This window comes from Azospirillum doebereinerae (assembly GCF_003989665.1).
Taxonomy (GTDB): domain Bacteria; phylum Pseudomonadota; class Alphaproteobacteria; order Azospirillales; family Azospirillaceae; genus Azospirillum; species Azospirillum doebereinerae.
This window is the reverse complement of sequence record NZ_RZIJ01000012.1, coordinates 27,772-53,210: the sequence shown is the minus strand read 5'-3', so window position 1 is coordinate 53,210 and position 25,439 is coordinate 27,772. Positions and strand designations below refer to the sequence as shown.

Annotated in this window: 27 protein-coding genes; 12 read left to right on the top strand and 15 right to left on the bottom strand. The window is 69.7% G+C overall.

Annotated features, from left to right (window positions below):
* Positions 1–19 precede the first annotated feature (19 nt).
* The 4 genes from nadC to EJ913_RS15885 form a co-directional block, all read right to left on the bottom strand.
* On the bottom strand, positions 20–853 hold the full coding sequence (nadC, locus tag EJ913_RS15900) for a carboxylating nicotinate-nucleotide diphosphorylase (RefSeq protein ID WP_126999572.1): 834 nt from the start codon (positions 851–853) through the stop codon (positions 20–22).
* Positions 838–2,493 (bottom strand): L-aspartate oxidase, encoded by a 1,656-nt coding sequence (locus tag EJ913_RS15895; protein WP_126999570.1) that lies wholly within the window; start codon positions 2,491–2,493, stop codon positions 838–840. Before EJ913_RS15895 ends, nadC begins: the two co-directional genes overlap by 16 nt.
* A gap of 136 nt (positions 2,494–2,629) precedes the next feature.
* Positions 2,630–3,673: a quinolinate synthase NadA gene (gene nadA, locus EJ913_RS15890; RefSeq protein WP_126999568.1), complete on the bottom strand. Its 1,044-nt coding sequence runs from the start codon at positions 3,671–3,673 to the stop codon at positions 2,630–2,632.
* Between the two features lie 144 nt (positions 3,674–3,817).
* Positions 3,818–4,807, bottom strand: a complete 990-nt coding sequence (locus EJ913_RS15885) for a BMP family lipoprotein (RefSeq protein ID WP_126999566.1) — start codon at positions 4,805–4,807, stop codon at positions 3,818–3,820.
* Between the two features lie 222 nt (positions 4,808–5,029).
* On the opposite strand from EJ913_RS15885, the gene EJ913_RS15880 reads away from it, so the two are divergent.
* The 3 genes from EJ913_RS15880 to EJ913_RS15870 all read left to right on the top strand — a co-directional run bounded on the left by EJ913_RS15880 (position 5,030) and on the right by EJ913_RS15870 (position 7,719).
* Positions 5,030–6,256, top strand: coding sequence for a Bcr/CflA family multidrug efflux MFS transporter (locus EJ913_RS15880; RefSeq protein ID WP_126999564.1), 1,227 nt, complete (start codon positions 5,030–5,032; stop codon positions 6,254–6,256).
* 131 nt (positions 6,257–6,387) lie between these two features.
* Positions 6,388–7,410: an ABC transporter substrate-binding protein gene (locus EJ913_RS15875; RefSeq protein ID WP_126999562.1), complete on the top strand. Its 1,023-nt coding sequence runs from the start codon at positions 6,388–6,390 to the stop codon at positions 7,408–7,410.
* 3 nt (positions 7,411–7,413) lie between these two features.
* Positions 7,414–7,719 (top strand): hypothetical protein, encoded by a 306-nt coding sequence (locus tag EJ913_RS15870; protein ID WP_126999560.1) that lies wholly within the window; start codon positions 7,414–7,416, stop codon positions 7,717–7,719.
* Between the two features lie 3 nt (positions 7,720–7,722).
* Here EJ913_RS15870 and EJ913_RS15865 read toward each other — a convergent pair whose 3' ends face one another.
* The 3 genes from EJ913_RS15865 to EJ913_RS31655 all read right to left on the bottom strand — a co-directional run bounded on the left by EJ913_RS15865 (position 7,723) and on the right by EJ913_RS31655 (position 9,612).
* Entirely contained in the window at positions 7,723–8,706 is a 984-nt protein-coding gene (locus tag EJ913_RS15865) for an endonuclease/exonuclease/phosphatase family protein (protein ID WP_126999558.1), read from the bottom strand.
* Between the two features lie 23 nt (positions 8,707–8,729).
* On the bottom strand, positions 8,730–9,383 hold the full coding sequence (locus tag EJ913_RS15860) for a chemotaxis protein (protein WP_244939374.1): 654 nt from the start codon (positions 9,381–9,383) through the stop codon (positions 8,730–8,732).
* A 61-nt stretch (positions 9,384–9,444) separates the two neighbouring features.
* Positions 9,445–9,612 carry a hypothetical protein gene (locus tag EJ913_RS31655; protein ID WP_185909796.1) on the bottom strand — a complete coding sequence of 56 codons (168 nt, stop codon included), beginning with the start codon at positions 9,610–9,612 and terminating at the stop codon, positions 9,445–9,447.
* Positions 9,613–9,704: 92 nt separating this feature from the next.
* Between EJ913_RS31655 and EJ913_RS15855 the strand changes: the two genes are divergently transcribed.
* Complete coding sequence (locus EJ913_RS15855) at positions 9,705–11,540, top strand: FHA domain-containing protein (RefSeq protein WP_126999556.1); 1,836 nt, start codon at positions 9,705–9,707, stop codon at positions 11,538–11,540.
* Here EJ913_RS15855 and EJ913_RS15850 read toward each other — a convergent pair.
* Positions 11,524–12,294: a 4'-phosphopantetheinyl transferase family protein gene (locus EJ913_RS15850; protein ID WP_126999554.1), complete on the bottom strand. Its 771-nt coding sequence runs from the start codon at positions 12,292–12,294 to the stop codon at positions 11,524–11,526. The genes EJ913_RS15855 and EJ913_RS15850 overlap by 17 nt on opposite strands.
* Before the next feature lie 93 nt (positions 12,295–12,387).
* On the opposite strand from EJ913_RS15850, the gene EJ913_RS15845 reads away from it, so the two are divergent.
* The 5 genes from EJ913_RS15845 to EJ913_RS15825 all read left to right on the top strand — a co-directional run bounded on the left by EJ913_RS15845 (position 12,388) and on the right by EJ913_RS15825 (position 16,171).
* A complete protein-coding gene (locus tag EJ913_RS15845) occupies positions 12,388–13,368 on the top strand; it encodes a phosphoribosylaminoimidazolesuccinocarboxamide synthase (protein WP_126999552.1) in 981 nt (326 codons plus the stop codon).
* Between the two features lie 65 nt (positions 13,369–13,433).
* Positions 13,434–14,393: a D-2-hydroxyacid dehydrogenase family protein gene (locus tag EJ913_RS15840; protein WP_211098967.1), complete on the top strand. Its 960-nt coding sequence runs from the start codon at positions 13,434–13,436 to the stop codon at positions 14,391–14,393.
* Between the two features lie 23 nt (positions 14,394–14,416).
* Entirely contained in the window at positions 14,417–15,208 is a 792-nt protein-coding gene (locus tag EJ913_RS15835) for a phosphatase PAP2 family protein (protein ID WP_126999550.1), read from the top strand.
* Positions 15,209–15,263: 55 nt separating this feature from the next.
* Entirely contained in the window at positions 15,264–15,773 is a 510-nt protein-coding gene (locus EJ913_RS15830; protein WP_185909795.1) for a hypothetical protein, read from the top strand.
* A gap of 17 nt (positions 15,774–15,790) precedes the next feature.
* Positions 15,791–16,171: a hypothetical protein gene (locus tag EJ913_RS15825; protein WP_126999548.1), complete on the top strand. Its 381-nt coding sequence runs from the start codon at positions 15,791–15,793 to the stop codon at positions 16,169–16,171.
* Positions 16,172–16,194: 23 nt separating this feature from the next.
* Here EJ913_RS15825 and EJ913_RS15820 read toward each other — a convergent pair whose 3' ends face one another.
* The 3 genes from EJ913_RS15820 to EJ913_RS15810 all read right to left on the bottom strand — a co-directional run bounded on the left by EJ913_RS15820 (position 16,195) and on the right by EJ913_RS15810 (position 18,238).
* Positions 16,195–16,779, bottom strand: coding sequence for a hypothetical protein (locus tag EJ913_RS15820; RefSeq protein WP_126999546.1), 585 nt, complete (start codon positions 16,777–16,779; stop codon positions 16,195–16,197).
* Positions 16,780–16,870: 91 nt separating this feature from the next.
* Complete coding sequence (locus tag EJ913_RS15815; protein ID WP_126999544.1) at positions 16,871–17,101, bottom strand: hypothetical protein; 231 nt, start codon at positions 17,099–17,101, stop codon at positions 16,871–16,873.
* A gap of 147 nt (positions 17,102–17,248) precedes the next feature.
* Entirely contained in the window at positions 17,249–18,238 is a 990-nt protein-coding gene (locus EJ913_RS15810; protein WP_244939373.1) for a LysR family transcriptional regulator, read from the bottom strand.
* 115 nt (positions 18,239–18,353) lie between these two features.
* On the opposite strand from EJ913_RS15810, the gene EJ913_RS15805 reads away from it, so the two are divergent.
* The gene (locus tag EJ913_RS15805; RefSeq protein WP_126999542.1) at positions 18,354–19,526 is read left to right on the top strand and encodes a mandelate racemase/muconate lactonizing enzyme family protein; all 1,173 of its coding nucleotides are present in this window, start codon (positions 18,354–18,356) and stop codon (positions 19,524–19,526) included.
* Between the two features lie 587 nt (positions 19,527–20,113).
* Positions 20,114–20,665, top strand: a complete 552-nt coding sequence (locus EJ913_RS15800) for a carbonic anhydrase (RefSeq protein WP_126999540.1) — start codon at positions 20,114–20,116, stop codon at positions 20,663–20,665.
* Positions 20,666–20,743: 78 nt separating this feature from the next.
* On the opposite strand, the gene EJ913_RS15795 is transcribed toward EJ913_RS15800, so the two are convergent.
* Positions 20,744–22,150 (bottom strand): aminotransferase-like domain-containing protein, encoded by a 1,407-nt coding sequence (locus EJ913_RS15795; RefSeq protein WP_126999538.1) that lies wholly within the window; start codon positions 22,148–22,150, stop codon positions 20,744–20,746.
* Between the two features lie 271 nt (positions 22,151–22,421).
* On the opposite strand from EJ913_RS15795, the gene EJ913_RS15790 reads away from it, so the two are divergent.
* Positions 22,422–23,120, top strand: coding sequence for a response regulator (locus tag EJ913_RS15790; protein ID WP_126999537.1), 699 nt, complete (start codon positions 22,422–22,424; stop codon positions 23,118–23,120).
* Between the two features lie 6 nt (positions 23,121–23,126).
* On the opposite strand, the gene EJ913_RS15785 is transcribed toward EJ913_RS15790, so the two are convergent.
* The 3 genes from EJ913_RS15785 to EJ913_RS15775 all read right to left on the bottom strand — a co-directional run bounded on the left by EJ913_RS15785 (position 23,127) and on the right by EJ913_RS15775 (position 25,296).
* A complete protein-coding gene (locus tag EJ913_RS15785; protein WP_126999535.1) occupies positions 23,127–24,002 on the bottom strand; it encodes an alpha/beta hydrolase in 876 nt (291 codons plus the stop codon).
* A gap of 113 nt (positions 24,003–24,115) precedes the next feature.
* Entirely contained in the window at positions 24,116–24,736 is a 621-nt protein-coding gene (locus tag EJ913_RS15780; RefSeq protein WP_126999533.1) for a hypothetical protein, read from the bottom strand.
* Complete coding sequence (locus EJ913_RS15775; RefSeq protein WP_126999531.1) at positions 24,733–25,296, bottom strand: hypothetical protein; 564 nt, start codon at positions 25,294–25,296, stop codon at positions 24,733–24,735. Before EJ913_RS15775 ends, EJ913_RS15780 begins: the two co-directional genes overlap by 4 nt.
* Between the last annotated feature and the right edge of the window lie 143 nt (positions 25,297–25,439).

The following is a 25,439-nucleotide window of genomic DNA, read 5'->3' as shown; positions in this document are numbered from 1 at the left end:
GGGGGCCGCGAAGCAACGCCTAAACATCCAGCCCGATGTCCAGATTCGGCGCGCTGTGGGTCAGCCAACCGCAGGAGATCATGTCGACCCCGGTCTCGGCGATGGCTCGGACGGTCGCCAGCGTGACGTTCCCCGACGCCTCGGCCAGCAGCCGGCCGTCGATCATCCGCACCGCCCGGCGCAGCGTCTCCGGGTCCATGTTGTCGAGCAGCACGACGTCCACCGGCAGCCCCAGCAACTCGTCGAGCTGGTCGAGCGTGTCGACCTCCACCTCCACCTTCACCATGTGGCCGATGCTGGCGCGCACGCGCTCCACCGCCGCGCGGACTCCGCCGGCCACGGCGATGTGGTTGTCCTTGATCAGCACCGCGTCGTCCAGGCCGAAGCGGTGGTTGAAGCCGCCGCCGAGTCTCACCGCATGCTTCTCCAGAACGCGCAGGCCAGGCGTGGTCTTGCGGGTGCAGACGATGCGGGCGTTCGTGCCCTCGACCTCGCGGACCAGCCCACGGGTGGCCGTGGCGATGCCGGAGAGTCGGCCCATGAGGTTCAGCGCGGTGCGCTCGGCGGTCAGCAGGGCGCGGGCCTTGCCGGTCACGGTGGCGATGGTGCCGCCGGGGGGAACGTCGGCGCCGTCCTCCCGCTCGACCGAGACGGACACGGCGGGATCGAGCAGACGGAAGGCCATCAACGCCGCCTCCAGCCCGGCGACCCGGCCGTCCTTGCGGGCGGCGATGCGGGCGGTCGCGGTGGCGTCGGCGGGGATGATGCTGTCGGTGGTGATGTCGCCGGCCCGGCCCAGATCCTCGGCCAGGGCGGCGCGGACGATGGGCTCGACGGTCAGGGGATGCAGCATGCGGCGTCTCCGGGCAGGGGGCCGGCGGCGCCGGCCAGATCGGTGAGGGTCAGGATGCGGTTTTCGGCGGTGCGCCCGCTTGCCGGGTCGGGCAGGGGGTGGTCGGCGCGGCAATGGGCGCCCCGGCTCTCCTCGCGCGCCAAGGCGGCGTGAACCACCAGCCGGCCGACCAGCAGCCGGTTGCGCGCCTCGCCCCAACGGCGGACCGAGACGGGATCGAGGGCGGTGTCGGATCCGGCATCGGCGTCGCGCAGGCTGTCGAGCGCCGCCGCCAGCCGGTCGAGCTTCCGCCGCGCCGCGCGCAGCCCCAGCCCGTCGCGGACCAGCCCGGCGCCGTCGTAGAGCACGTTCCGCCCCTCCGCCGCGATGGCGTCGAGCAGCGCGCCGCCGACCCCCGCCGCGACGGCGGGGGGGGCGGGGAGGGCAAAGGGCGGCAGCGGAGGCAGGACGCGGCTCGCCACGTCCCGCGCGACGCGGGCACCGAAGACCAGCGCCTCCAGCAGCGAGTTGCTGGCCAGCCGGTTGGCGCCGTGGACGCCGGTGCAGGCGACCTCGCCACAGGCCCACAACCCCTCCAGGCTGGTGCGCCCATCGGCGTCGGTGACGACCCCGCCCATGTGGTAATGCGCGGCCGGCGCCACCGGCATCGGCGCCGCGAACGGATCCAGCCCGTGGTCGGCGCACAGCGCCAGCACGGTCGGGAAGCCGTCCGGCTTGGCCGCCAGCGCCGGGCGCAGGTCGAGGAACACGGGCTCCCCCGCCGCGATGCGTCGGCCGATGGCGCGGGCGACCACGTCGCGCGGCGCCAACTCGGCCAAGGGGTGCTCGCCGGGCATGAAGCGCCGCCCGGCGCGGTCGAGCAGCACGGCTCCGGCTCCGCGCAACGCCTCGGTCAGCAGCGGCACCGGGTCGGCCGCGACATCGAGCGCGGTCGGGTGGAACTGCACGAACTCCAGATCGGCCAGCCGGGCGCCGGCCCGCGCCGCCAGCGCCAGCCCGTCGCCGGTCGCCTCGGCCGGGTTGGTGGTGCGCGCGAAGGCGCCGCCGATGCCGCCGGTCGCCAGGATCACGCGCGGCGCCCGGTGCAGGACCCAGCCCTCGGGGTGGAAGGCCAGCAGGCCGCAGACGCGGTTGTTGCGCATCGCCAGATCGACGGCGAAGGCGCCGGTCTCGACCCGAATGGAAGACGTGGCGCGCAGGCGTTCGGCCAGCGCCGTCACCAGTGTCCGGCCGGTGGCGTCGCCCCCGGCGTGGACGATGCGCGCGGCGCCGTGCGCGGCTTCGCGGCCCAGCAGGGGGGCGCCGTCCGGCGAACGGTCGAAGGGGAGTCCGTCGGCGAGCATCGCCCGCACCTGGGCGGCGCCGTCGCGGGTCAGCAGCGCCGCCATCGCCGCGTCGACCAACCCGGCCCCGGCCGACACGGTGTCGGCGGCGTGGTCCTCCGGCCGGTCGCCGGGGCCGATGGCGGCGGCGATGCCACCCTGCGCGTGCAGGCTCGACCCGCCGGGCAGATCGGTGGTCTTGGTCAGCAACGTGACGGCGCGCGGCGCCAAAGCCAGGGCGGCGGTCATGCCGGCCAGACCGGAGCCGATGACGATCACCTCGGCGTCGCGGACCTCGTAGGGGGTGGGGGTGGTCATTGGGGTCCTCGTCGGGCTTGCCCCCTCCCCATCCCTCCCCCGCTTGCGCGGGAGAGGGGGTAGGAGCTTTGCAAAAATGCGGCGGCAGTCCCCTCTCCCGCGCAAGCGGGGGAGGGTTAGGGTGGGGGCAAAGCCATCACTTCGGCTTCACCGCCAGCATCCGCTCCACCGAGCGCCGCGCGCGGTCGGCCAGTTCGGGGGCGATCTCGACGCGCGGTTCCAGCGTCCGCAACGACTCCAGGATGCTCGCCAGCGTCACCGTCTTCATATGCGGGCACAGGTTGCAGGGTCGCACGAACTCCGTGTCGGGCGAGGCGGCGGCCACGTTGTCGCTCATCGAGCATTCGGTGACCATCAGCACGCGCGGCGGCTTCTCTCCAGCCACGAAGTCGATCATCCGGGCGGTGGAGCCGACGAAATCGGCGGCCTCCAGCACGTCGGGCGGGCATTCCGGATGGGCGATCACGGTCAGCCGGTCGAAGCGCTTGCGGAAATCGTCGATCTCGGCGCCGGTGAAGCGCTCGTGGACCTCGCAATGGCCCTTCCAGGCGATGATCTCCACCTCGGTCTGGGTGGCGACGTATTTGGCCAGATACTCGTCGGGCAGGAACAGCACACGGGGCACGCCCAGCGATTCCACCACCTCCACCGCGTTGCCCGAGGTGCAGCAGATGTCCACCTCCGCCTTCACCTCGGCCGAGGTGTTGACGTAGGCGACGACCGGCACGCCGGGGTAGGTCTGGCGCAGCAGCCGCACGTCGGCGGCGGTGATCGAGTCGGCCAGCGAGCAGCCGGCGTTGCGGCTGGGGATCAGCACCGTCTTGGCCGGGTTCAGCAGCTTGGCCGTCTCCGCCATGAAATGCACCCCGGCCAGCACGATCACGTCGGCGTCGGTCTCCGTCGCGCGGGCGGCAAGGGCCAAGCTGTCGCCGACAATGTCGGCCACCCCGTGAAAGATCTCCGGCGTCTGGTAATTGTGGGCGAGGACGACCGCGTTCCGCTCACGCTTCAACTCGTTGATGGCGTGGATCAGCGGGGCGTGGAACGGCCATTCGATGGCGGGGACGACGCGCTTCATGCGCTCGTAGATCGGGGCGGTCGCCTCCGCGACGGCGGGGGTGTAGGCGAGGTCCCCGGGCGTGCGGCTGGACGGCGGGATGGGACCGGCGGCGTCGGGCATCGTGCGCTCCAAAATGCTCGTTTCGAGCAAAAGACTATTTGCTCCATCAGAGCATATCAAGCGGAAAAGCAGTGTCCCGGCAACAATCGGCGGAACTGGGCGTTTTCGTTTTGGGATGAAAGACTTAGCGGAAGACTGGCTGAATCAGCTTCCGTCAGCCACCGGGATGCGTCCGGCAACGATGGCGCGGCGGGCCTCCTCGACCCGTTCCAGCATGGCGGGGGACAGAAGCTCGCGGTTGTTCTCGTCCACGGCGTAATCGACCGCGCCCTCGGCCAGCCCCAGCACGCGGGTGCCGGCGGACCAATTCCCTTGGTGGGCGGCCTGGAAGCTGGCCTCCACCGCCAGATCGACCCGCTTCAGCATGGAGGTCAGGATGGTGCCGGGGTAGAGGTAGTTCTGGTTGCTGTCGACGCCGATGGCGAGCTTCCCGTCGTCCCGCGCCGCCGCGAAGATGCCGAAGTTGGACACGCCGGCCCCGGCGAACACCACGTCGGCTCCGCGCTGGAACTGGGAGCGCGCGACTTCCGCCCCGGTCGACGGGTCGTTGAAGGCGGCCGGCGTGGTGCCGACGAAGTTGACCAGCAGCTTCACGTCGCCGCGCGCGTGCCGCGCGCCTTGCTCGAAGCCGGCGGAGAATTTGCGGATCAGCGGAATGTCGAGCGCGCCGACGAAGCCGACGGTCTTGGTTTTCGACGCCAACGCCGCCAGCACCCCGACCAAAAAGGCGCCCTCCTGCTCCTTGAAGGTGACGCAGCGGATGTTCGGCCCCTCGGCCAAGGCATCGACCAGGGTGAAGCGGACAGCGGGATAGCGTCGCGCCACCGCCCCGATCGCCGAGGCGTAGTAGAAGCCGATGGTCGCCACGTCGGTGACGCCGCGCCGCAGCAGCGCACCGACCGCCTGCTCGAACTGGGCCGGGTTGGACGGCATGTACTCGACATAAGGGATGCCGGTGGCGGCCTTGAACCGCTCCGCCCCGGTGAAGGCGCCCTCGTTGAAGCTCTTGTCGAACTTCTGCCCGACGGCGTAGACGAGGCCGGGAACCAGGGCGTCGGCCCGCGCCGGAAGCGCGCCCGCAACGAGGCCCATGGCTCCCAGGATCAGAACCGAACGGCGGGAAAATTGCGTCATGGCGCGGCCTTCGGCTGGATCGGCGGTCGTCGGGAAAACTTAGCCAGGAACGCCGTGCTGACGCATAGGTGATTCGCATCGCGCATGCGGGAAGACCGCCGCCATCCCGGCAGGGCAGGGCAGGGCAGGGCAGCCATGCCGAGACGGGGGTTTGAGCGGGCGGACAACAGGTTCAGCTTTATGGATCGGTCACTAAACCTTCCCCATTTCCCGGACGCCCCCATGCTCGCGCGCCTCGCCGCCGCCCGTTCCCTGTCGCCCGCGCAAAGTCCCTTCTTCACCGCCGCCCTCGGCATCCTGATGTCCATCGGCCCGATGGCGACCGACATGTACCTCCCGGGCATGCCGGCCATCGGGACGGAGTTGCGCGTCAGCCAGAGCCAGGTGCAGTGGACCCTGTCGGCCTTCTTTCTGGGCTTCGGCGTCGGGCAGCTCCTGTGGGGAGCGCTGGGGGACCGTTTCGGGCGGCGCGGGCCGGTGGCGACCGGCATCCTGCTCTTCGCCGTGGGCTGCATCGGCTGCTCGATGACCGGGGACATCCTGCATCTGGCGCTGTGGCGCTTCGTCCAGGCGCTGGGGGCCTGCGCCGGGCCGGTGCTGGTGCGGGCCATGATCCGCGACGTGTACGAGCGCGACCGCGCGGCCAGTGCCCTGTCGATGATGATGCTGGTGATGGGCGCCGCCCCGATCATCGCGCCGCTGATCGGCGGGCAGATCCTGGTCTGGGCGAACTGGCGCTGGATCTTCTGGGCGCAGGTGGCCTTCGGCGTCATCGCCATGCTGGCGCTGCTGACCCTGCCGGAGACTCTGTCGCAGCACAACCGCACCAGCCTGCGACCGATGGTTCTGGTCGAGTCCTACCGCAAGCTGCTGACCAACCGCGCTTATCTCGGCTACGGGCTGGGGTCGGCCTGCATCTACGCCGGGATGTTCGCCTTCATCTCCGGCTCGCCCTTCGTCTACATCGAGTTGTTCGGGGTGCGGCCGGAGAATTACGGCTATCTGTTCGGCATCAACATCGTCGGCATGATCATCCTGAACACGATCAACAGCAAGATCGTGATGCGTTTCGGCTCCGACCGCATCCTGCGGGCCGGCACCGCCCTGTCGGCGGCGAGCGGCGCGCTGCTGATCCTCGTCGCGCTGGAGGGCTGGGGAGGCTTGTGGGGGCTGGTGGGCTGCCTGTTCCTGTTCATGGCGCTGACCGGGCTGACCAACGCCAACGCGATGGCCGGCGCCATGCAGTCCTTCCCGCAGATGGCCGGCACCGCCTCGGCGCTCGCCGGCATGCTGCAATTCACCAGCGGAGCGTTGTCGGGCTGGGCGGTCGGTCTGCTGGCCGACGGCACGGCGGTCCCGATGGCGCTGGTGATCGGCGGGGCGGCGATGAGCAGTCTGGTGCTGAACCTGTGGCTGGTCCGGCGCAACCGGCCGGGTGTTGCGGCTTGAGGAAACGGGCCGGCATTTCAACACATTTTCGATGTGTTGAATTTCTCCGGGATGCCGGCTTGAAAATCGTGAATTGATTTCCGGCCGCCCCGGTTTTACGGTGCCCTTCGAAACCGAAGGAAGCCGAACCGATGCTGTTGAACCGCCGCGCCGTGTTGATGTCCGCCGCCGCCCTTGCCGGAACCGTCGCCCTTCCGCGCGGGAGCCGTGCGGCGTCGACCTTGCGGGTCGGCTACATCCCGATCATCCCGATGACCCAGCTCTACATCCTGTCGGGAGAGGGCTGGGCGAAGGAGGCCGGGCTTGAGCTGACGACGACCAGCTTCCAGTCGGGACCGGCGATGATCCAGGCGCTCGCCTCCGGGACGCTCGACGTCGCCTATGTCGGCATCGGCCCGGCGATGATCGCGCGCTCCAAGGGCGTCGCCCTGAAAGTGGTGGCCGCCAACGTGATCGATCAGGTCGCGCTGATCGGGCGTGGCCCGCTGGCCGAAGCGGTCGCAACGGCCGCCAGCCCGGCGGCGGGCTTCAAGGCGTTCCGCGCCGCGCAGGGGCGCCCGGCGAAGATCGCGACCTTGCCGGCCGGATCGGTTCCCGATCTCGTGCTGCGCCATTGGGTGACGGAGGTTGGGAAGATCGCCGCCGAGGACATCCAGATCGTCGGCATGGGCGACGAGCAGGTGCAGCAGGCGCTGCTGTCGGGGGCGGTGGACGGCTCGTCGATCCTCGAACCGACGCTGACCCTGGTGCAGAGCCGCCTGTCCGATGCCCGCATCGTCGCCAAGGCCGGCGCCATGTTCCCCAAGCAGCCGGGCGCCATCGTCGCCGCGACCGAGGCGGCCATCGCCCGCGACCGCGCGGCCATCGCGACGCTGGTCAAGCTGCACATCCGCGCCACAGCCTTCGCCAAGTCGAACCCCGACAAGACGGCCGAGCACGTGACCGCCGCCATCGGCAAGGGGCTGATCGAGCCGGCGGTGATGCGCGCGGCCCTGACCTCCGACGCGACGACCTTCGTGGACGATCCCCGCGCCATCGTGGAATCGACCAAGCGCATGCAGGCGTTTCAACAGGGGCTGGGCCAGATCACCGACCCGGTGGACGTGGACAACCTGTTCGACTTCTCCTTCCACGACGCGGCGAAGGCGGGCTGAGCGATGGCGGCGTCTCCCTTGCGGCTGGTCATCCACGCGCCCACGGCGGCCTCGCTGGAGCGGGCGCGGCGCAACGCCTTGAATTTGCGCAAGGCGCGGCCGGACGCGGAGGTGCGGATCGTCGTCAACGCGGAGGCTGTGGCGGCAGCGCTCGACCGGCCCGACGCGGAGACCGACCCGCTGCTGCGCGTCTGCGGCAACACGCTGGCGAAGCTCGGCCGGACGGCGGAGGGCTTGACCGTCGTTTCGGCCGCCGTGCTGGACATCGCCGAGGCGCAGGCCGACGGCTGGAGCTACATGCGGGCCTGAGGCTCACCGCTCCGGCAGGGCGAAGCGCGCGACCATCGGGGCGTGGTAGCTCTCGGGAGAGGGCGTGTCCGTCGTGTCCAGGACCTCGTCGCTGAGGTCCTCGTTGTGGATCTCGGCGTCGCGGAACCAGCCCGCCAGGGTGCGCGACACCAGAAGGTGATCCAGCATCACGGCGGAGCCGGCGTGCAGCACCGAAAAGCGCCGTTCCTCCGGGATCACCTGCTCCAGCGGGATCAGGGCGTGACCGGTCAGCGCGTCGTTGCCGGTGGCCGACGGGTCGGCACGAAGGATCCGCAGCGTGGTCTGCTCCATTTCCGCGTTGCAGTCGCCGGCCACCACGACCAGCGCGTCCGGATCGGCCGCGAACAGCCGGTCCACCGCCAGCCGGGTCTCCAGCGCTTGGCCGGTCCGCTTGATGGAGGCGAGGTAGAAGCCCTCCGCCCAGCCGCCCGCCGTCTTCCAGGTGAAGGGCCCGGATTTCTGCCCCGGCACCGGGGCGGCCAGCGGCGCCCGCAGATGCAGGTCGAAGACGTGCAGGATCCGCCCGCCCGGCAAGACGATCTCCGCGTGCAGGACCGGACGGTCCCATGACACCTCCACCGGATCGGCCTGCGCCGGCTCGGCGGTGGCGAGCCGGACCCGCGGCGGCGGAACCAGATCGTGGCGCAGCAGGCGCGCCGACCGGATCGGCCAGCGGCTGACCACCACCGGGTTGTGGCGGTCGGCGGGATTGGCGCCGTCGCCCGCCGTCACGTGGAACCCGGCGTAGCGCGTGCCCTCCAGCAGGCGGCCGAGAGCCCGCAGGATGCGCGGCTCGCTCTTCACCGGGTGCTGGGCGTCGACCTCCTGAAGGCAGAGGATGTCGGCGGACAGCCGTTCCAACTGCGGGCGCAGGGTGGCGATGCGGGCGTCGAAGGGCGGGTCGGCGGTGTCGTCGTCCAGGTTTTCCAGGTTGAAGGTGGCGATGCGGAACTGGGTGTCGGCCATGGGTCTCTCCGCGACGGGTCCCGCTAGAACAGTTCGACCTCGCCTTCGATCTCGGTCGAACGCAGGCGTTCGATGAACGAGTTCTCGCTGCGGGTGATGTCGTGCAGGGTCTCGCTGCCGATCAGCCGGCGTTGGCTGCGTCCGGTGGCCGGAAAGAAGCGCACCGCGCGCGCGCTGACCCCGCCGACGTCCCAGCTCATCGTCGGGATGCCTTCGGTGGCCAGATAGTCCATCACGAACTCGACGTTGCGCTCGCCGATGTGGGAACTGCGCAGGGTGTTCAGGTTGACGTTGGCCCCGCCGAAAATCTTGGCGCGCAGCCGGTCGCGCCGCCCGGTGACGGCCAGCAGCCGGTTGATCAACTGCTCCATCGCGGCGCTGCCGTAGCGGGACGACAGCGACAGCGTGTCCAGCCCGGCGTCGGGCAGCAGGAAATGGTTCATCCCGCCGATGCCCTCGGCCTCGTCGTAGATGCAGGCGGCCACGCAGGAGCCCAGCGTGGTGGTGATGATGACGTTGGGGTCGTCGCTGACCACGCAGCCGCCGACGACGATGTTCACCATCTCCGCCCCCAGCCGGTGGTCGTGGTAGCGGTTCGCCGCGATGTCGTGGCGCTCCAGGCTCCGGCGCTGGGGGCTGCGCGGGGCGCGGATCATCCGGGAAGGGTTGAGCGGCATCGTGGCGAGGGGGCTCCGGTCGAAATGGTCGAAGGCCATGTGGGTCGGGCGAGGGCTCGCATCAAGCTATGGCGGTTGCAGAACCTTGCCAATCCAGGTTATCCCCCATGGAATGAAGGGGAATAAACAGGCTAGGCAAGGCGAGGCGAAACAGGTCGAGCAAACGCTCCGGTTGTCTTTTCTCTTTACCGGGAACAACTATCTCACATTCGACGAAGACTTGCCGCATGTTCGGCCTTCGTGCCATAAATTTGATTCAAGAAAGAAGCGCTGGAAGCCAGGGCCGTTGACGTAGCCGGATCGTTCCCGGCGGGAGGCGTTATGACGATGTCCAAGCGGCGCGAGCTGCGCTTCGAGGTGGTGGTCGAGCAGGGCGGCAAGCCCAGCATCGACGGCATCTTCGACGACGAGAAATCCGCGAAGGAGCGCGCCGGCTACCTGTTGCGCCTCGCGAAGTTTCCGGTCGTCCGCGTTGTCAGGATCAACGGCGTCGGCAAGGAAGAGACCATCTTCCAGAAGGCGTCGGCCGGCGGCGCCAAGCCGACGACGATCTCCCCCATCCTCGAAGCCAACCTCTGCAGCGACGCGCTCCAGGTCTACGGCTTCGAGAGCCGGATGACGCTGCTCCGACTGCTGCGCGGCTATTGGGACGAACAGGGGGCGATTCCGGCCGAACAGCTCCACCGCTACTTCCCCTTGCGCTATTTCGAGCGCGAGGCGCTGCTGTTCAACCCGGCGGTCAGCCGGCTGGCGACCCTCCAGGCGCCGATGCTTGGGATCAAGCCGCACGAGCGCCACGACCAGTTGATGCGGATGTTCGCGGCGCTGAAGGAGATGGCGCAGCACGCCGCCGACACGTTGGCCCCCTACGACAGGGCGCTGGCGAAGGGCGGCATCAGCGGGTTGCTGGCGGCGGCCGTCGACCGCCCGCTGGAGGAGCGCGACCGCATCGTCACCCACGCCGTCGCCGCCCTGCTGGAACCGCACCGCGAATGGGGCGCCAAGCTTGCCGCCGTCCTGCGCCTGCACCAGGAGGGAGACGACGAGAACACCCGGCTGGTGGACGAGTTCGCGGCGGAAATCGTGGACGGACGCGAGCCGATCCGCGAACTGATCGGCTATTCGCCGGATCTGGCCTCGGCGCTGCTGGCGCTGCTGGCGACCCTGCGCGGCGATCTGGACGACCGGCTTCCCAACACCGGCGCGCTGCTGGCCCTGTCCAACGCGGTCGGTGGCGGCGGTTTCCGCCAGGTGCGCGAGGCGCTGCTGCGCCGCATCCGGGGCGGGATCGAGGGGCTGAACCCGCTGACCAAGACCGGGGCGGGCAGCGAGGCCAAGGCGTTCCAGAGCATCGTCGACGGCCTGATCGTCTTCGACGGCCCGATGGGCGGCCCGGCCATGGCGGAGGCGCTGACCAAGCGCGGCAAGACCGTCTGGGCGACGGGGGGCGTCGATCTGCCGTTCGAGGATACGGCGCTGCGGCTGGCCGGGCGGATGGGCACCACGGCGGCGCGGCTGGGCTTCCTGCTGGATCTGGCCACCAGCGACTACGGCCACCGCAAGATCAGTTTCCTCATCCAGCGCGTCGCCGAGGAGTTCGGCCGTGTGAAGTCGGCGGCCGAACTGGCCGCACCCGGCGTGTCGATCCAGGACGTGCGCGACGGGCTGGGGCGGAAGCTGCGCGCCGCCGGCATCCCGCGCGCGCTCGCCGACGGGTTGATCGCCAAGATCGCCACGATCCCGGACGAGCAGCGCGTGCTGACGCTGCCCTCGGCGCTGCGCCGGCAGGACACGCTGGACGCGCGCAACCCGCGTGCGCTTCCGCCGCGCCTGACCGTGACCTACGAGGGGCGCAGCGTGACCTTGCCCGACGACACGGAGGAACTGGTGATCGGCCGCGCGGCGGAATGCGGGATCACGCTCGACCACGCCTCGGCGTCGCGGCGCCATGTGATGGTCCGCATGCGGGATGGCGTCGGCTCCGTCGAGGATCTCAGCCGCAACGGCACCCGGCTGACGCCGGCCGGCGGCGAACCCCGCCTGCTCAAGCAGGGCGAGACCGCGACCCTGTCGGGGCGGGGGGAGATCGTCATCGGTTCGCTCGACCTCGGTGAGAAGCCGGCCCGCATCGAATGGGCGGTCACGACCGCGCGCTGACCGCCGGGGCGTCGAACAGCGAATCCTCCACCATCCGGGTCTCCACCGTCCAGCCGCTCCCGCGCGCGGCCACGGCGGCGACGGTGCCGGGCAGGATGCGGCGGTCGAACAGCGTCCACTCTTCCGGAGCCCCCACCTCGGCGCGCAACGCCGCGTCGATGGACAGCACCGCCACCGGCCCGCCCGGCGTCACCGTCACCGCGAACTGGTCGAGCGGCATCGACAGGCCGACGCCCGCCGCCTTGATGAACGCCTCCTTGCGGGTCCAGGCCAGCAGGAACCCTTCGTCGCGACGGTCCGGGGGCAGGGCGGCCAAAGTGGCGTGCTCGCCGGCGTGGAAGAAGCGTTCGGCGATGTCATTGGCGCTCTCGATCATCCGAAGGCGTTCGATGTCCACGCCGATGCCGCCGGACGGCGTCACACCGATGGCCACGAAATCCTCGCTGTCGGCGAGGTTGAAGCTCGGTCCGCCGGCCAGGGACGGCTTCCCGTGGCTGCCGTAGTCGAAGCGCAGATCCTCCGGCGCCCGCCCGGCGCAGCGGCCCAGCAGCGCGCGCAGCAGGCCGCGCCGCAGGATGAAGCGGTTGGTCAGCTTTTCCATGGCGAATCGTCCGGCACGGTCGCGCTCGTCGTCGCTCAACAGGGCGCGCAAGGCGTCCAGCCGTCCGCCCAGGCTCCGCAGATCGGCGAACCACACCCGGATCGTCCGGTCCGGCACCCGGTAGTCCTCGTCACGATCGCCGTCGTCATGCATGCGAAGCGCCTCTCCTTGGGAAATTAGCGCCATGGTGCCCGGCGGGGTTTCGGGTATCATGCCGCCCTTCTCGTTCTGCCGGATTTCGGACCCATGGTTGACACCGCCCTGCTCGCCCCGCACCTGACCAACGTCCTGAAGGACGCCGCCATTCCCGAGCTTCCCAATCATTACCGTGGGAAGGTGCGGGAGAACTACGATCTTCCCGACGGGCGGCGCATCCTGATCACCACCGACCGGCTGTCGGCCTTCGACCGCATCCTGACGGCGCTGCCCTTCAAGGGGCAGGTGCTGACCCAGACCGCGCGGTTCTGGTTCGAGGCGACCAAGGACATCTGCGCCAACCACGTGCTGGAATACCCCGACCCCAACGTCGTGGTCGCCAAGCGGCTGACCATCATGCCGGTCGAGGTCGTGGTCCGCGACTACATGGCCGGCACCACCGGCACCTCGATCTGGTCGATGTACAAGAAGGGCCGTCGCGACATGTACGGCCACCAATTCCCGGAAGGGCTGCGCGAGAACCAGCGGCTGCCCGCCCCGATCATCACGCCGACGACCAAGGCCTTCGACGCCGGTCACGACGAGGAACTGACCGCCGCCGCCATCGTCGAGCAGAAGCTGCTGACCCCCGCCCAGTGGGAGGAGGTGTCGGAAAAGGCGCTTGCCCTGTTCGCGCGCGGCCAGGCGATGGCAGCGGAGCGCGGTCTGATCCTGGTCGACACCAAATACGAGTTCGGTTTCGACGCGGACGGCAACATCCTGCTGGCCGACGAGATCCACACGCCCGACAGCTCGCGCTACTGGTTCGCCGGCAGCTATCGCGAGCGTTTCGAGGCCGGCGAGCGTCCGGAAAGCTTCGACAAGGACTTCGTGCGCAGCTGGGTCACCGCCCGCTGCGACCCCTACAAGGACGAGGTGCCGGAGATCCCCGCCGAGGTGGTGCTCCAGGCCGCCCGCGTCTACATCGAGGCGGGCGAGACCATCACCGGCCGCCCCTTCGAGGTTCCAGCCGAGGCGGTTCCGGTCCTCGACCGCATCCGCAAGAACTTGGCGCCCTACTTCACCAAGTGACCGGCAAGGCCCTCTCCCCACGCAGGAGGGGGCCTTTTTCTTTTCAACACCCAGGGGTTTCCGCCATGTCCCTGTCCGTCGCCGTTCTCGACGACTACCAGAACGTCGCCCGTGGTCTGGCCGACTGGTCGAGCCTGCCGGCGGGAAGCGCGCTGACCGTGTTCGACCGGCCGCTGGGCGACCTCGACGCGACGGCGGCGGCCCTGGCCCCCTTCGATGTGCTGGTCGTCATGCGGGAGCGCACGCCCTTTCCGGCGGCGCTGATCGAACGGCTGCCGAACCTCAAGCTGCTGGTCACGACCGGCGCCCGCAACCTGTCCATCGACCTGCACGCCTGCGCCGCGCGCGGCATCCCCGTCAGCGGCACCGGCATGGTCGGCACCCCCGCCGCCGAATTGACCTGGGGCCTGATCCTGGCGCTCGCCAAGCGCATCCCGGCGGAGGACCGCGCGCTGCGCGAGGGCCGCTGGCAGACCGGCCTGACCGGTGGGCTGGCCGGCAAACGGCTGGGCCTCGTCGGGCTGGGCAAGCTCGGCACGCAGGTCGCCCGCGTCGGGCAGGCCTTGGGCATGGAGGTCGCGGCCTGGAGCCCCAACCTGACCGACGAGCGCGCGGCGGCGGCCGGCGTGACGCGGTTGGAGAAGGCGGCGCTGTTCGCAACCGCCGACGTGGTGTCCGTCCATCTCGTGCTGGGCGAGCGCACGCGCGGCGTGGTCGGCGCGGCGGAGATCGCGGCGATGAAGCCGACCGCCCTCTTCGTCAACACGGCGCGCGCCGGCTTGGTGGACGAAGCGGCGCTGGTGGACGCGCTGCGCCATGGCCGGATCGGTGGGGCCGGCATCGACGTTTTTGCCACCGAGCCTCTTCCGGCGAACAGCCCTTGGCTTGATCTTCCCAACACGGTGCTGACGCCCCATCTGGGATACGTCACCCAGGAGAACTACGCGGTCTTCTACCGCGACGCCCTGGACGACATCCTGGCCTGGAGGGCCGGAACGCCGAAGCGCCTGCTGACGGCGGGATAGACGAACGACGGAGGAGGGCGCCGGTGAGTTGGAAGGATCGGTTGGAAAACGGGTTCTGGACGCGGCTCAGCCGCCACCAACTCGGCCTTCTCATCGGGCTTTCGGCCAGTGCCGGGTTGCTCTTCGTCTTCGTCGAACTGGCCGGCGAAGTGCTGGAGGGCGAGACCCTGGCCTTCGACAAGGCTCTGCTGCTGGCGTTGCGCAACGCCGCCGACCCCGACCTGCCCGGCGGCCCGTGGTGGCTGGCGCGGGTGGCGCGCGACCTCACCTCGATGGGCAGCACCACCATCCTCACCTTGACCACGCTGGCGACGCTGGGCTTCCTGCTGCTCCTGCGCAAGCGGGCCGCCGCGTTGCTGGTGATGGTGTCGGTCGGCGGAGGCATGCTGCTGAGTTCGGGGCTGAAGGCGCTGTTCGGGCGGGAGCGGCCCGATCTGGTCCCCCACGGCGACGACGTGATCACCGCCAGCTTCCCCAGCGGCCACGCCATGCTGTCGGCCATCGTCTATCTGACGCTGGGCGCGCTGCTGGCGCAGTTCGTCGCCGGGCGGCGGGTGAAGGCCTATCTGCTGGTCTGCGCCATGGTCCTGACCCTGCTGGTCGGAATGAGCCGCGTCTATCTGGCGGTGCATTGGCCGACCGACGTGCTGGCCGGCTGGTGTGTCGGCGCGGCCTGGGCGGCGCTGTGCTGGATCCTGGCGGAATGGTTGCAACGGCGCGGCGCGGTGGAACAGGACACCCCCCAGTCCACTCCGGAAACCGGGGACCCTGCGCGGCATGACGGGCATGCGACGACCGGTCACGGAGTGGGTTGACCGGAGGAGTTGCCTGTCGATACTGGCCGCCATCGATCAATGCATGTTGTGTTTCATGGTTCCCAGCACCCTTGACCCGCAGACCCTGGAAGCCATCGGGGTGCTGAGCCGCGCCATCGAACGCGTCCGGGTGCCCGGCGTGGTGGAATTCCGCCTGCTGGTGAACGCGCTCGGCCGCGCCATCGAATCCCGGTCCGAGGACGAGTTGGGCGAGGCGGCCCGCGTGTTCCGCTCCTTGGAGCCGGAGATCCGCAGCCGCATCGTCGAGCAGGCGAAGGCCGAGGCCCACGCGCAGGCCCGGCGGTCCGAAGCCGTCACTCTGGAGCCCCCGACGCAGCCACCGGCTTCCGCACCGACGACCAGGACGCCGCGCTCCATCGGGGCGAGCTTCCTGGCCGCCCTGAACGGCATGAAGCCGGCCGCCGCGCGGACCGGCAACCGCGACGCCGCGAAGGATCGGCTGAAGGCGGCGGTGGACAGCCAGCGCGCGCTTCCCGACGACGGCCCGGATGTGGGATACGACAGGGGGCTTCGCCCCGGCGCGCGCCTTCCGCGCGCCTCATGACCGATTCGGGAGACACCATGATCACTGCCGCCAGCTTTCGCGTCGGCGACCGCGTGACCGTTCACAGCGGCCAATCCGGCCCGCAGGCCATCGCCACGGTGGAACGCTTCACCCACGACAAGCGCTGCATGGTGCTGTCGGACGGCACCGAATGGCGGGCCGACGGCCGGCGGCAATGGGGCTTTCGCGGCAGCTTCTACAAGGGGCCGGTGGTCGAACCCATCGCCGAGGGCGACGAGGACCATGTCTCCAAGCGCCGCGGCATCGGCGCGCTGCGCAAGTTCGCGGACGGTCTGACGATGGATTCGCCGCTGTCGGGCGAGGCGCTGCGCCGGATTCTCGACGCGGTGGACCGGGAGAAGGCCGCGGTCGGCGGGGAGTCCGCCACCAACACCTGACCGGCTGATCAGACTGTCGCTGATCAGACCGTCATCGACACCAAGCCGCCCGGCGACCCGCCGCTGCTTCCTCCGCCGGCCGGCGGAGGGGCCGGAACCGATACGCCTGGGGCCGGGACGCTGACGGCGGGTGCCGCCGATGCCGTGTTGCCGTTGCTGGCCCCGAAGGACGCAACGCTCGCCGAGGTGGTCGCCGTTCCGCTGGACGCGAAGGATACGCCCCGTGCGGCGCTGACGGTTCCGGACGCCGCCGTCCGAGCGGTGGCGCCGTTCTGTCCGGCCACCGACGGGCCGGACGAATCGGAAGCCCCCTTGCCGCCCGTTTCGGGCTGCGGCCGGCTGGCGGCGCGCCGGTATTCCTCGACCACCCGCCGGGACGGGATCTGGTCCTGGGTCTCGCCGGTGTCGGTGTCGCGGAACAGCATCACCGCGACGCGGGCACCCTGGTCGTATTGCAGGTAGGGGCTGATGTAGCCCGCCGTTGCCGTGGAGGTCCTCTGCGCCGTGGAATCCGCCGATGACTCGTCGGTGCCGACGGCGGCGGCCTCGGATGTCGAAGGCGCCGCCAGCCGGTTCACCGATGTGCCGGAAACGCTGCGGATTTCCATCGGCGCCCCCTTCAGGCCGTTGTCCTTGGTGGGCTCGCCTCATGTTCCAGACTCTTTGGGAACAGGGCGGGCCGCAAACGAACGTTGATGCTTAAACCGTGATGTTCAGGTTCTGGCCGCGTGTCGGCGTGGTGTTGCCGCCGCCCGAACTGCTGGTGCTGGCCTGCGCCTCCTGGGTGCGGCGGGTGCGGTCCGCCTCGTCGTCCTGCGCGGCCTCCACGGGAGAGGTGGAGCGCTGCGCCGCGGCCGGCCCGCTGCTGAGCGGGGTGGTGTAGGGCTGCTGTTGATAGCCGCCGATGCCGCCGATGCTGCTGACGCCCATGACTGGTTCCTCCGGTCGCTGATGCGACACCGATTTTTCCGAGTAGGCAAATTTTGCCCTATCGATTGAGGGAGCGCCAGAAAAATCGTCACGCGGAACGCCCGAACGCGTCGTTGTCAACCATCAAATCACAGGGCACGCCGGAAGTTACAACTCCTTGTCCGCCAAGGCTCCCGACCCGACAACCGGAACATCGGGAGTGGCCGGCTCGCTGCTGCGCCACAGGGCCGCCTCGACCGCCAGGGTCCAGAAGGTTTCGGCGGCCTTGCTTTGGCGGGCGCGCGGACGGATCAGGCGGATTTGCACCGGCACGCTCCAATCCGCGCCGCCGGCCGCCACCAGCGTGTTGCGCGCCAGATCCTCGGCGATCAGGCTCTCCGGCAGCCAGGCGACTCCGCGCCCGTCGCGGGCCAGCGTGCGCAGCACCGCCGCGAGGTGCGAGGTGAACACCGTGTCCAGCACCGCCGGCACCGGGGTGGAGGCCCGCGCCGCTTCCAGGATGCGGCCCATGCCCGATTCGCGGCTGTAGGACAGATGGGGCAGCGGCGCCTCCTCGGACCCCGGCAAGGTGTGGCGGGGGTGCCCTTGGGGATCCGGTGCCGTCACCGGGATCAGCCGGTCGGCCCCGACCACCACCGAGCGGAAGGCCTCGGCGTCCAGCCGCCCGGCGGCGGCGGAATGAGCGTGCGCGTGGCACAGCAGGAACTGCGACTGCCCGGCCAGCATGATGCGCTCGCAGGAATCCAGGCTGTCCGAGGACAGGGTGATGGCGCCCAGCCGCGCCCGCGACTCCAGCGCCCGCAGCCAGTGCGGAAAGAAGGTCAGCGACAGCGCGTGGGTGGCGGCGAAGCGCAGGGTCGCGGCCTCCGTCTGGGCGGCGAGCCGGGCCTCCTCGCGGCCTTGCAGCAGGCGGCGGGCCGTCTCGTCGGCGAAGGGGCGAAAGCGGCGCCCGGCCTCGGTCAGCGCCACCGGCTGGCCGGCGCGGTCGAACAGCGGCGTCCCCACCCAGTCCTCCAGCGCGCGGATGCGGCGGCTGAAGGCCGGCTGCGTCAGGTGCCGCGCCTCGGCCGCGCGGGAGAAGTTGCCGCTGTCCACCAGCGCCAGGAAATCGTCGAGCCAGGAAAGTTCCATCACCATGCCGAACGGACATAAAGCGTTCCGACTCTGGCATTGGCCGGGCGGCCCCGTCCATCCCTAGAGTGGGGGCAACGGGGCAAAGCCCTCCACCGACTCGTAAGACAGAGGAACCGCCATGCGCATCGTCGAGATCCGTGAGAAGACCGCCGGCATCAAGTCCGACATCGCCAACGCCTACATCGATTTCAGCCAGATGACGTGCAGCGTCGTCGCGGTGGTGACCGACGTGATCCGCGACGGCAAGCCGGTGATCGGCTACGGCTTCAACTCGAACGGGCGCTACGCGGCCGGCGGGCTGCTGCGTGAACGCTTCATTCCCCGGCTGATGAGCGCGCCGGCCGACAGCCTGATCGACGAGTCGGGCGAAAACCTCGACCCGTTCCGCGTCTGGGCGCGGCTGATGACCAACGAGAAGCCCGGCGGCCATGGCGAGCGCTCGGTCGCCGTCGGCACCATCGACATGGCGGTGTGGGACGCCGTGGCGAAGATCGCCGGCAAGCCGCTGTACCGCGTGCTGGCCGACCGTTACCGGGGCGGGGTGGCCGACGACTCGGTCTGGGTCTACGCGGCGGGCGGCTACTACTACCCCGGCAAGGACACAGCAGCCCTCCAGGACGAGATGCGCAGCTACCGCGACCGTGGCTACAAGGTCGTCAAGATGAAGATCGGCAACGGGCTGGAGGAGGATCTGCGCCGCATCGACGCCGTGCTGGAGGTGGTGGGCGAGGGCGCCAACCTCTGCGTCGACGCCAACGGCCGCTTCGACCTGAAAACCGCCATCGCCTACGCCGAGGCCCTGAAGCCCTACGGCCTGTTCTGGTCCGAGGAGGCCGGCGACCCGCTCGACTACGCGCTCCAGGCCGAGTTGGCCAACCACTACGACCGCCCGATGGCGACCGGCGAGAACCTGTTCTCCCACCAGGACGCCCGCAACCTGATCCGCCACGGCGGCATGCGGTCGGACCGCGACTGGCTGCAGTTCGACTGCGCGCTCAGCTATGGCCTGGTCGAGTATCTGCGGACGCTGGACATGCTGAAGGAGAACGGTTGGTCGAGCCGCCGCGTGGTGCCGCATGGCGGCCACCAGATGTCGCTGAACATCGCCGCCGGCCTGCATCTGGGCGGCAACGAATCCTACCCCGACGTCTTCAAGCCCTTCTGCGGCTTCGCCGACGGCATCGCGGTGGAGGACGGCCGGGTGCGTCTGCCGGACCTGCCCGGCGTCGGGTTCGAGGCCAAGTCGGAACTGTTCGCCACCATGAGCGGCCTTTTGGAAACCCAGGGCTGAGCAAGGGGCCGAGGCAAGGGGCCGAGCCAAGGGGGCGACACGGCCATCCCTGTCCGTATGGGAGAGGGGGATTGACCCAGCGCGCCACTGTGTCAATCTCGGGGATGTCGCAACATTCAGAAAGGAGGTGATCCAATGTCTCATGGAGCCAGTCCGGTCGTCGCCGCCATGTTCGGTCTCGCCGCTCTCCTGACGGCGGGGGTCGCCAACGCGGATTGTTCGCCATCCCACAGCGCGAGCGCTTCGCCTCCTCCCGCAACCGGAACCACCACCGGTACGGGCGGAACCCCGGCGCCGAGCAGCACGCGCGGCTGACGACCGACGCGCGAACCATGTCATGAGACGGGCCGTCCCACCGGGGCGGCCCGTTTCTTTTTGTCCGTCCTCCCCAAGCGGAAGGAAACACCCTGGCCGGTTTAGAAAATTTCGTGAAATGGGGTGGTTTGTTGTAAGGACAATCCGCATTTGACATTAACTTTTAATTCTTCTTTCCCGCACGATCATGGGGCGACCACAGCGGCGCCGCCGATCCTTGTCGGGGGCGACAAGGCCGCGACCGCCATCATGACCGCTTGAAGGGGCTTGGGATGGATCATCACGAACACGCGCAGGGCTGCTGCCAGGCCGAACACAACTCGCGCCGCTCGTTCCTGAAGCTGGCCGCCTTGGGCGCCGGGGTGTCGCTGCTGGCGCCGACCTTCTCGCGCAGCGCCTTCGCCGCCGGGGGCGTCGACACGCTGCTGCTGTCCTGCATGGACTACCGCCTGATGGGCCACGTCGCCGGCTACATGCAGTCGCGCAACCTGCTCGCCAACTACGACCACATCGTTCTGGCCGGCGCCAGCCTGGGCGCCCTGACCGACAAGAAGCCGGGCTGGGGCGAGGCCTTCTGGGATCACGTCGGAGTCGCCAAGGATCTGCACCACATCAAGCGGCTGATCGTCATGGACCACCGGGATTGCGGCGCTTACAAGGTCTTCCTCGGCATGGATCTGAAGGACGACACCGCCAAGGAAGGCGACGTCCACGGCCAGTATCTGACCCGGCTGAAGGCCATGGTGAAGGAACGGCACCCCGACCTCGAGGTCGAACTGCTCCTGATGGGCCTCGACGGCCAAGTGGAGAAGATGTCCGCCTGATCGGAAACTCTTCCGACGCGCGTCGCAACGGCCGGCCAAGGACACTTGGCCGGCCGTTTTGCGTTCAAACCTTCGCGTTCAGACGATCGACAGCATCGCCGAGGCCGGAGCCTCCAGCGAATCGGCGATGGCGCGCAAGCCCCGCGCGGCCTCGTCGCGGGTGCCGGGCATGCACAGCCCGATGCGCACCGCGTGGGGCGCGCTCGCGCGGCCGACCGTGAAGGCGTCGGCGCCGGTGACCACCACGCCGCGCCGCCGGGTCTCGGCGACGAAATCCTCCCGCCGCCAGGGTTCGGGCAGCACCAGCCAGATGTGCTGCGCCGCCGGGTGGCCGTACACCGCCTCCACCGGCAGGATCGAGCGGGCGAGCCGCTGGCGCGCCAGATCCTCGACGCGCTGGGTCTCGACGATGCGGTCGGCGCTGCCGTCCTGGATCCAGCGCGACGCGACCTCCGCCGGCAGGGCCGGGGCGGAGTATTGCAGGGCGCGGATCGCCGCCTCCACGCGCGGCCGCAGATCGGGCGGCGTCACCACATAGCCGATGCGCAGCCCCGCCGACACGCTCTTGGACAGGCTGGTGACGTAGATGGTGATGTCCGGGGCGATGGCCTGGATCGGCTTGGCGTCGGGCACCATGAAGCCGAAGACGTCGTCCTCGATCAGGATCACGCCGTAGCGCCGGGCGATGACCGCGATCTCGGCCCGCCGGGCCTGCGGCATCACCACGGCGGTTGGGTTGTGCATGGTCGGCACCAGATACAGCGCCTTCGGCCCCAGCCGCCGGCAGGCGCTGTCGAAGGCCTCCGGGACGATGCCGTGCTCGTCAATGGCGACGCCTTCCAGGTGGTAGCCCTGGTTGGCCGCGAGGGTCTTGGCGCCGATGTTGGTCAGCCGCTCCGCCAGGATCACGTCGCCCGGCCGCGCCACGGCGGACAGCGCCACGGCGATGGCGTTCTGCGCCCCGGTGGTCATCAGGATCGAGTCGGGCGACACCGACACCCGGTGCTGGCGCTCCAGCCACGCCGCGCCGGCGGCGCGGTGGGGGGCCAAGCCCGCGTGGGGCGCGTAGCCGAGCAGGGACGCCAGCCGGTCCGAGGCGGCAAGCTCCGACAGCGCTGTGCGGAGCGCCTGGACGGCGACCGCGTGCTCCGGCCGGATGGTGGTCATGTCGATGGGAGCGGGGCCGCCGCCGGCCGCCGGCGCGCTCCAGTTCTGCTGCAACGGGGGCGGGGCGGGCGGGCGCTGCCCTTGCACGAAGGTGCCACGCCCGACCTCCCCACCGATCAGGCCGCGCTTTTCGGCCTCGGCGTAGGCGCGCGTGACGGTGCCCACGGTGACGCCCAGCCGGAAGGCAAGATCGCGGTGGGTCGGCAGCCGGGTTCCGACGCTGAGGGTGCCCTCGGCGATGTCATCGGCCAACGCGTCGGCGATGACACGGTACAACGGGCCGGTGCGGCCTTCGAGAATCGGGGTCCAACTTGTCATGGGTACAAAGGTGACATTGCGGGGGTGATTTGTCCAGGGGCGCGACATTGTCTCCATACAGGACAACGCGGAACGCGAACAATCGGCGGGTCCGCATCACCCGCCGGAATCGCTGGTGGAATCGTTGGCGGAATCGTTGGGTGGATGAATGGCCAAGCCTGCGAATTGGTTGTGTGGCGGCGGGCAACCCGATAATTTCAACGCCGAGCCATCAGCGCCGCAGGGCCGCCCGGCCAGTCCGTTGCCGTAACGCCCGTTGCCGTGGGGGACGATGCACACAATCGCCGTTGTCGATGACGACGCCATCACCCGTGAAACCCTGAAGGCCTATCTGGAGGGCGAGGGATACCGCGTGCTGCTGGCGCGCGACGGCGACCAGTTGTCGGGGCTTCTGGCGCGCGGGCGCGTCGACCTGCTGCTGCTGGACATCCGGCTTCCCGGCAAGGACGGGCTGATGGTGACGCGTGAGCTGCGCGCGAACTCCAACATCGGGATCATCCTGATCACCGGGCGCTCCGACCGGATGGACCGCATCGTCGGGCTGGAACTGGGCGCCGACGACTACATCACCAAGCCGTTCGAACCGCGCGAGATCCTGGCCCGCACCCGCAGCCTGCTGCGCCGCGTCGCCACCAAGGCCGGCAAGCCCTCCATCGGCCGGGTCAAGCGCTTCGACGGGTGGGAACTGCACCTCGACAAGCGCCGTCTGCGCGACCCGGCGGGGGAGGACATGCGCCTGACCTCGGCGGAGTTCGAACTGCTGGCCGCCTTCGTCGAGAATCCGGGCCGGGTGCTGACCCGCGACGATCTGCTGGACCTGACGCTGCGCGGCGACAACGTGCCCTACGACCGCTCCATCGACCGACTGGTGCGCCGCCTGCGCCGGGTCGTCGAATTCGACCCGGCCGACCCGCTGCGGATCGTGACCGTCCACGGCATGGGCTACATGTTCCAGGCCGAGGTGGAGTAGAGGCGTTCAACGACCAAGCGGGGGCAGGGCTCTCAGGAAGCGGTCCACGTCGTCCACCACCGGCGCCAGCCAGCGCAGCGGCGAGGCGAAGGCGGCGATGATGCGGATGTGCCCAAGCCCCTCATATTCGACCTCCTCCACCGTGCCGCCGGCCTGCCGGACGCGCTCGGTCAGGCGGCGGGTGTTGCGGGGGTAAACGGTGGTGTCGTCGGTCCCCGTCGCCAGGAACAGCGGCGGGGTGCGCGGGGTGACGTGGTTGATCGGCTGGGTATCGGGGCGCCGCTCCTCCGGTCCGAACAGATCCTTCAGCATGTCGCTGTCGAGCGGCAGGAAATCATAGGGACCGGCCAGCCCCACCGCCGCCCGCAGGTCGGTCGCCGGATCCAGTCCCTGGGCGCCGAGCCAGCGCCCGTCCACCGCCAGCATCAGCGCGTTGTAGGCGCCGGCCGAATGCCCCATCACCGCGACCGGGCCGGGAGGCGCGCCGTGCTCCGCGCCATGGCGCCGCACCCAAGCGACGGCGGCGGCCGAATCCTCCAGGAAGGCCGGGTAGCGCACCCCCGGATACAGCCGGTAGTTCGGCACGGCCACCGTGTAGCCGCGCGCGGCCAGCGCCTGGGCGACGAAGCGGTACTGCTCCTTCTCGCCGGCCTCCCAGTTGCCGCCGTAGAAGAACACGATGGCCGGCGCCCCCGACGCCGGATGTTCCGGCCGGTAGAGGTCGAGCCGCAGCCGGGGATCGCCCGTGGGAGTGGAAGCGAAGGGCAGATCGGCGGCCAGCGTGTAGCCGGAATTCGGCGTCACGGCGTCGACCAGGGTGGATCCCGAACAGGCGCTCAACAGCGCCAGCAGCAGGACGGCAGGGATCGGAAGGCGGCTCATCCCCTCGACAGATAGGGCGCGGGCCGTCCACGCCCAGAGAGGGAAAGGCACTGCGACACCGGCCCCTCGAAGGGAGTATGCGGCGTCGCATGAAGCGCCGGTGGAAACCGGGGTCAGGACCGCGCGGGCGACGCCTTGCGCGCCGGCTTGGCGGCGGCCGCGCCGTCCTCGTCCTTGACCGGCTTGCGGAAGGTGCTGAGTTCGGAAATGCGGTTCACCGACAGGCCGCTGATGCGGCAGCCGGCGGCCTCCACCACTTCGAAGCCGGCCTTCCGGGGGAAGCGGCCGGTGACCCGCTCGCGCACGTCGCGCTCGCCGTCGCCGATCAGCAGATAGCGGCGGATTCCGGCCCAGCCGCGATACGAATCGCCGTAGCTCGTCCCCACCGCGCTGTGGCGCACCGCCACTTCCCAGAACCGGCCGGGGCGCGGTTCCTGCCGGTCGAAGACGAAGTAGCGGTTCATCGGCGCGACCTTCTTCTTGTCGAGGTCGACGATGGCCGCCTGAAGGTCGATCTCCGCCTTCTGCACCCGCTTTTCCATCTCCGCCTGATGATGCGACAGCTTGGCGTAGTCGGAGGCGACGTCGGCGACCTCCTTGGTCACGTCGTCGACCTTGTCCTTCAGCTTCGACATGGCGATTCGCGTCAGCTTCAACTGGCGGCGCCAATAACGGTTCGAGATCACGGTCAGAACCATCAGGCCGACCGCGATGTACATCATCATCCCGGTCATGCCGCAGCGGTCTCCGCCTCGGGATCGGGGGCCATCGCCAGGGGGACGACGGGCGACACGGCCAGCCCGTTGCGTTGGCCGAAGCTGGCGCGCACCACGCCATGGGCCTGGTCGGCCGAATAGGCCGCGATGTGGACGACGTTGCGGTACTCCCAGATCTGGCGCGAGAACACGATGTCCTTGCGGTCCAGCTCCGGGAAGTTCGGCGCGGGCGTCAGCTGCGCCCAATAGAGGTCGGTGTTGCCGTCGGGGTCGCCCAGTTCGTGGACCAGTTCGATCTTCGAGAGTTCGAGCGCCCTCGCCTCGGTCATCGCCTTGTGGCGGCGGCCGTTGAACTCGGTCAGCTTGGCTTGCAGCCCGGTCAGCTCGGCGTGCTTGGCCTCGGTCTTCTTGCGCCATTCGGCGAGCGCGGCGCGCTTCTTGTCGTATTGGCGCTGGGTCATCGCCTCGCGCGTCTTTTCCGCGCTGACCCGGCCGACGTCGATGACGATGGACAGGCCGAGCGCGGCGGCGCTTGTGATCAGAAGCAGCAATCCCAGGAACTCGGCCGAAATCACCATCCGCCCACCCTTCGCTGCGACGGCGCCCGTTCTCCGGCACCGCGACATGGCGTCGCACCAACGACATCGTATCATCGTGGTGGAGTGTCTGGATTGTAATTTTCAACGAGCCGTGGGGAAAAGCCACCGTTTAAGAGCGAAGG

What these genes read in the sequence shown, in the direction of transcription:
- nadC (WP_126999572.1), bottom strand. Translation starts at nt 853, where the DNA reads ATGCTGCATCCCCTGACCGTCGAGCCCATCGTCCGCGCCGCCCTGGCC.
- EJ913_RS15895 (WP_126999570.1), bottom strand. Translation starts at nt 2,493, where the DNA reads ATGACCACCCCCACCCCCTACGAGGTCCGCGACGCCGAGGTGATCGTC.
- nadA (WP_126999568.1), bottom strand. Translation starts at nt 3,673, where the DNA reads ATGCCCGACGCCGCCGGTCCCATCCCGCCGTCCAGCCGCACGCCCGGG.
- EJ913_RS15885 (WP_126999566.1), bottom strand. Translation starts at nt 4,807, where the DNA reads ATGACGCAATTTTCCCGCCGTTCGGTTCTGATCCTGGGAGCCATGGGC.
- EJ913_RS15880 (WP_126999564.1), top strand. Translation starts at nt 5,030, where the DNA reads ATGCTCGCGCGCCTCGCCGCCGCCCGTTCCCTGTCGCCCGCGCAAAGT.
- EJ913_RS15875 (WP_126999562.1), top strand. Translation starts at nt 6,388, where the DNA reads ATGCTGTTGAACCGCCGCGCCGTGTTGATGTCCGCCGCCGCCCTTGCC.
- EJ913_RS15870 (WP_126999560.1), top strand. Translation starts at nt 7,414, where the DNA reads ATGGCGGCGTCTCCCTTGCGGCTGGTCATCCACGCGCCCACGGCGGCC.
- EJ913_RS15865 (WP_126999558.1), bottom strand. Translation starts at nt 8,706, where the DNA reads ATGGCCGACACCCAGTTCCGCATCGCCACCTTCAACCTGGAAAACCTG.
- EJ913_RS15860 (WP_244939374.1), bottom strand. Translation starts at nt 9,383, where the DNA reads ATGCCGCTCAACCCTTCCCGGATGATCCGCGCCCCGCGCAGCCCCCAG.
- EJ913_RS31655 (WP_185909796.1), bottom strand. Translation starts at nt 9,612, where the DNA reads ATGCGGCAAGTCTTCGTCGAATGTGAGATAGTTGTTCCCGGTAAAGAG.
- EJ913_RS15855 (WP_126999556.1), top strand. Translation starts at nt 9,705, where the DNA reads ATGACGATGTCCAAGCGGCGCGAGCTGCGCTTCGAGGTGGTGGTCGAG.
- EJ913_RS15850 (WP_126999554.1), bottom strand. Translation starts at nt 12,294, where the DNA reads ATGCATGACGACGGCGATCGTGACGAGGACTACCGGGTGCCGGACCGG.
- EJ913_RS15845 (WP_126999552.1), top strand. Translation starts at nt 12,388, where the DNA reads ATGGTTGACACCGCCCTGCTCGCCCCGCACCTGACCAACGTCCTGAAG.
- EJ913_RS15840 (WP_211098967.1), top strand. Translation starts at nt 13,434, where the DNA reads ATGTCCCTGTCCGTCGCCGTTCTCGACGACTACCAGAACGTCGCCCGT.
- EJ913_RS15830 (WP_185909795.1), top strand. Translation starts at nt 15,264, where the DNA reads ATGGTTCCCAGCACCCTTGACCCGCAGACCCTGGAAGCCATCGGGGTG.
- EJ913_RS15825 (WP_126999548.1), top strand. Translation starts at nt 15,791, where the DNA reads ATGATCACTGCCGCCAGCTTTCGCGTCGGCGACCGCGTGACCGTTCAC.
- EJ913_RS15820 (WP_126999546.1), bottom strand. Translation starts at nt 16,779, where the DNA reads ATGGAAATCCGCAGCGTTTCCGGCACATCGGTGAACCGGCTGGCGGCG.
- EJ913_RS15815 (WP_126999544.1), bottom strand. Translation starts at nt 17,101, where the DNA reads ATGGGCGTCAGCAGCATCGGCGGCATCGGCGGCTATCAACAGCAGCCC.
- EJ913_RS15810 (WP_244939373.1), bottom strand. Translation starts at nt 18,238, where the DNA reads ATGGTGATGGAACTTTCCTGGCTCGACGATTTCCTGGCGCTGGTGGAC.
- EJ913_RS15805 (WP_126999542.1), top strand. Translation starts at nt 18,354, where the DNA reads ATGCGCATCGTCGAGATCCGTGAGAAGACCGCCGGCATCAAGTCCGAC.
- EJ913_RS15800 (WP_126999540.1), top strand. Translation starts at nt 20,114, where the DNA reads ATGGATCATCACGAACACGCGCAGGGCTGCTGCCAGGCCGAACACAAC.
- EJ913_RS15795 (WP_126999538.1), bottom strand. Translation starts at nt 22,150, where the DNA reads ATGACAAGTTGGACCCCGATTCTCGAAGGCCGCACCGGCCCGTTGTAC.
- EJ913_RS15790 (WP_126999537.1), top strand. Translation starts at nt 22,422, where the DNA reads ATGCACACAATCGCCGTTGTCGATGACGACGCCATCACCCGTGAAACC.
- EJ913_RS15785 (WP_126999535.1), bottom strand. Translation starts at nt 24,002, where the DNA reads ATGAGCCGCCTTCCGATCCCTGCCGTCCTGCTGCTGGCGCTGTTGAGC.
- EJ913_RS15780 (WP_126999533.1), bottom strand. Translation starts at nt 24,736, where the DNA reads ATGACCGGGATGATGATGTACATCGCGGTCGGCCTGATGGTTCTGACC.
- EJ913_RS15775 (WP_126999531.1), bottom strand. Translation starts at nt 25,296, where the DNA reads ATGGTGATTTCGGCCGAGTTCCTGGGATTGCTGCTTCTGATCACAAGC.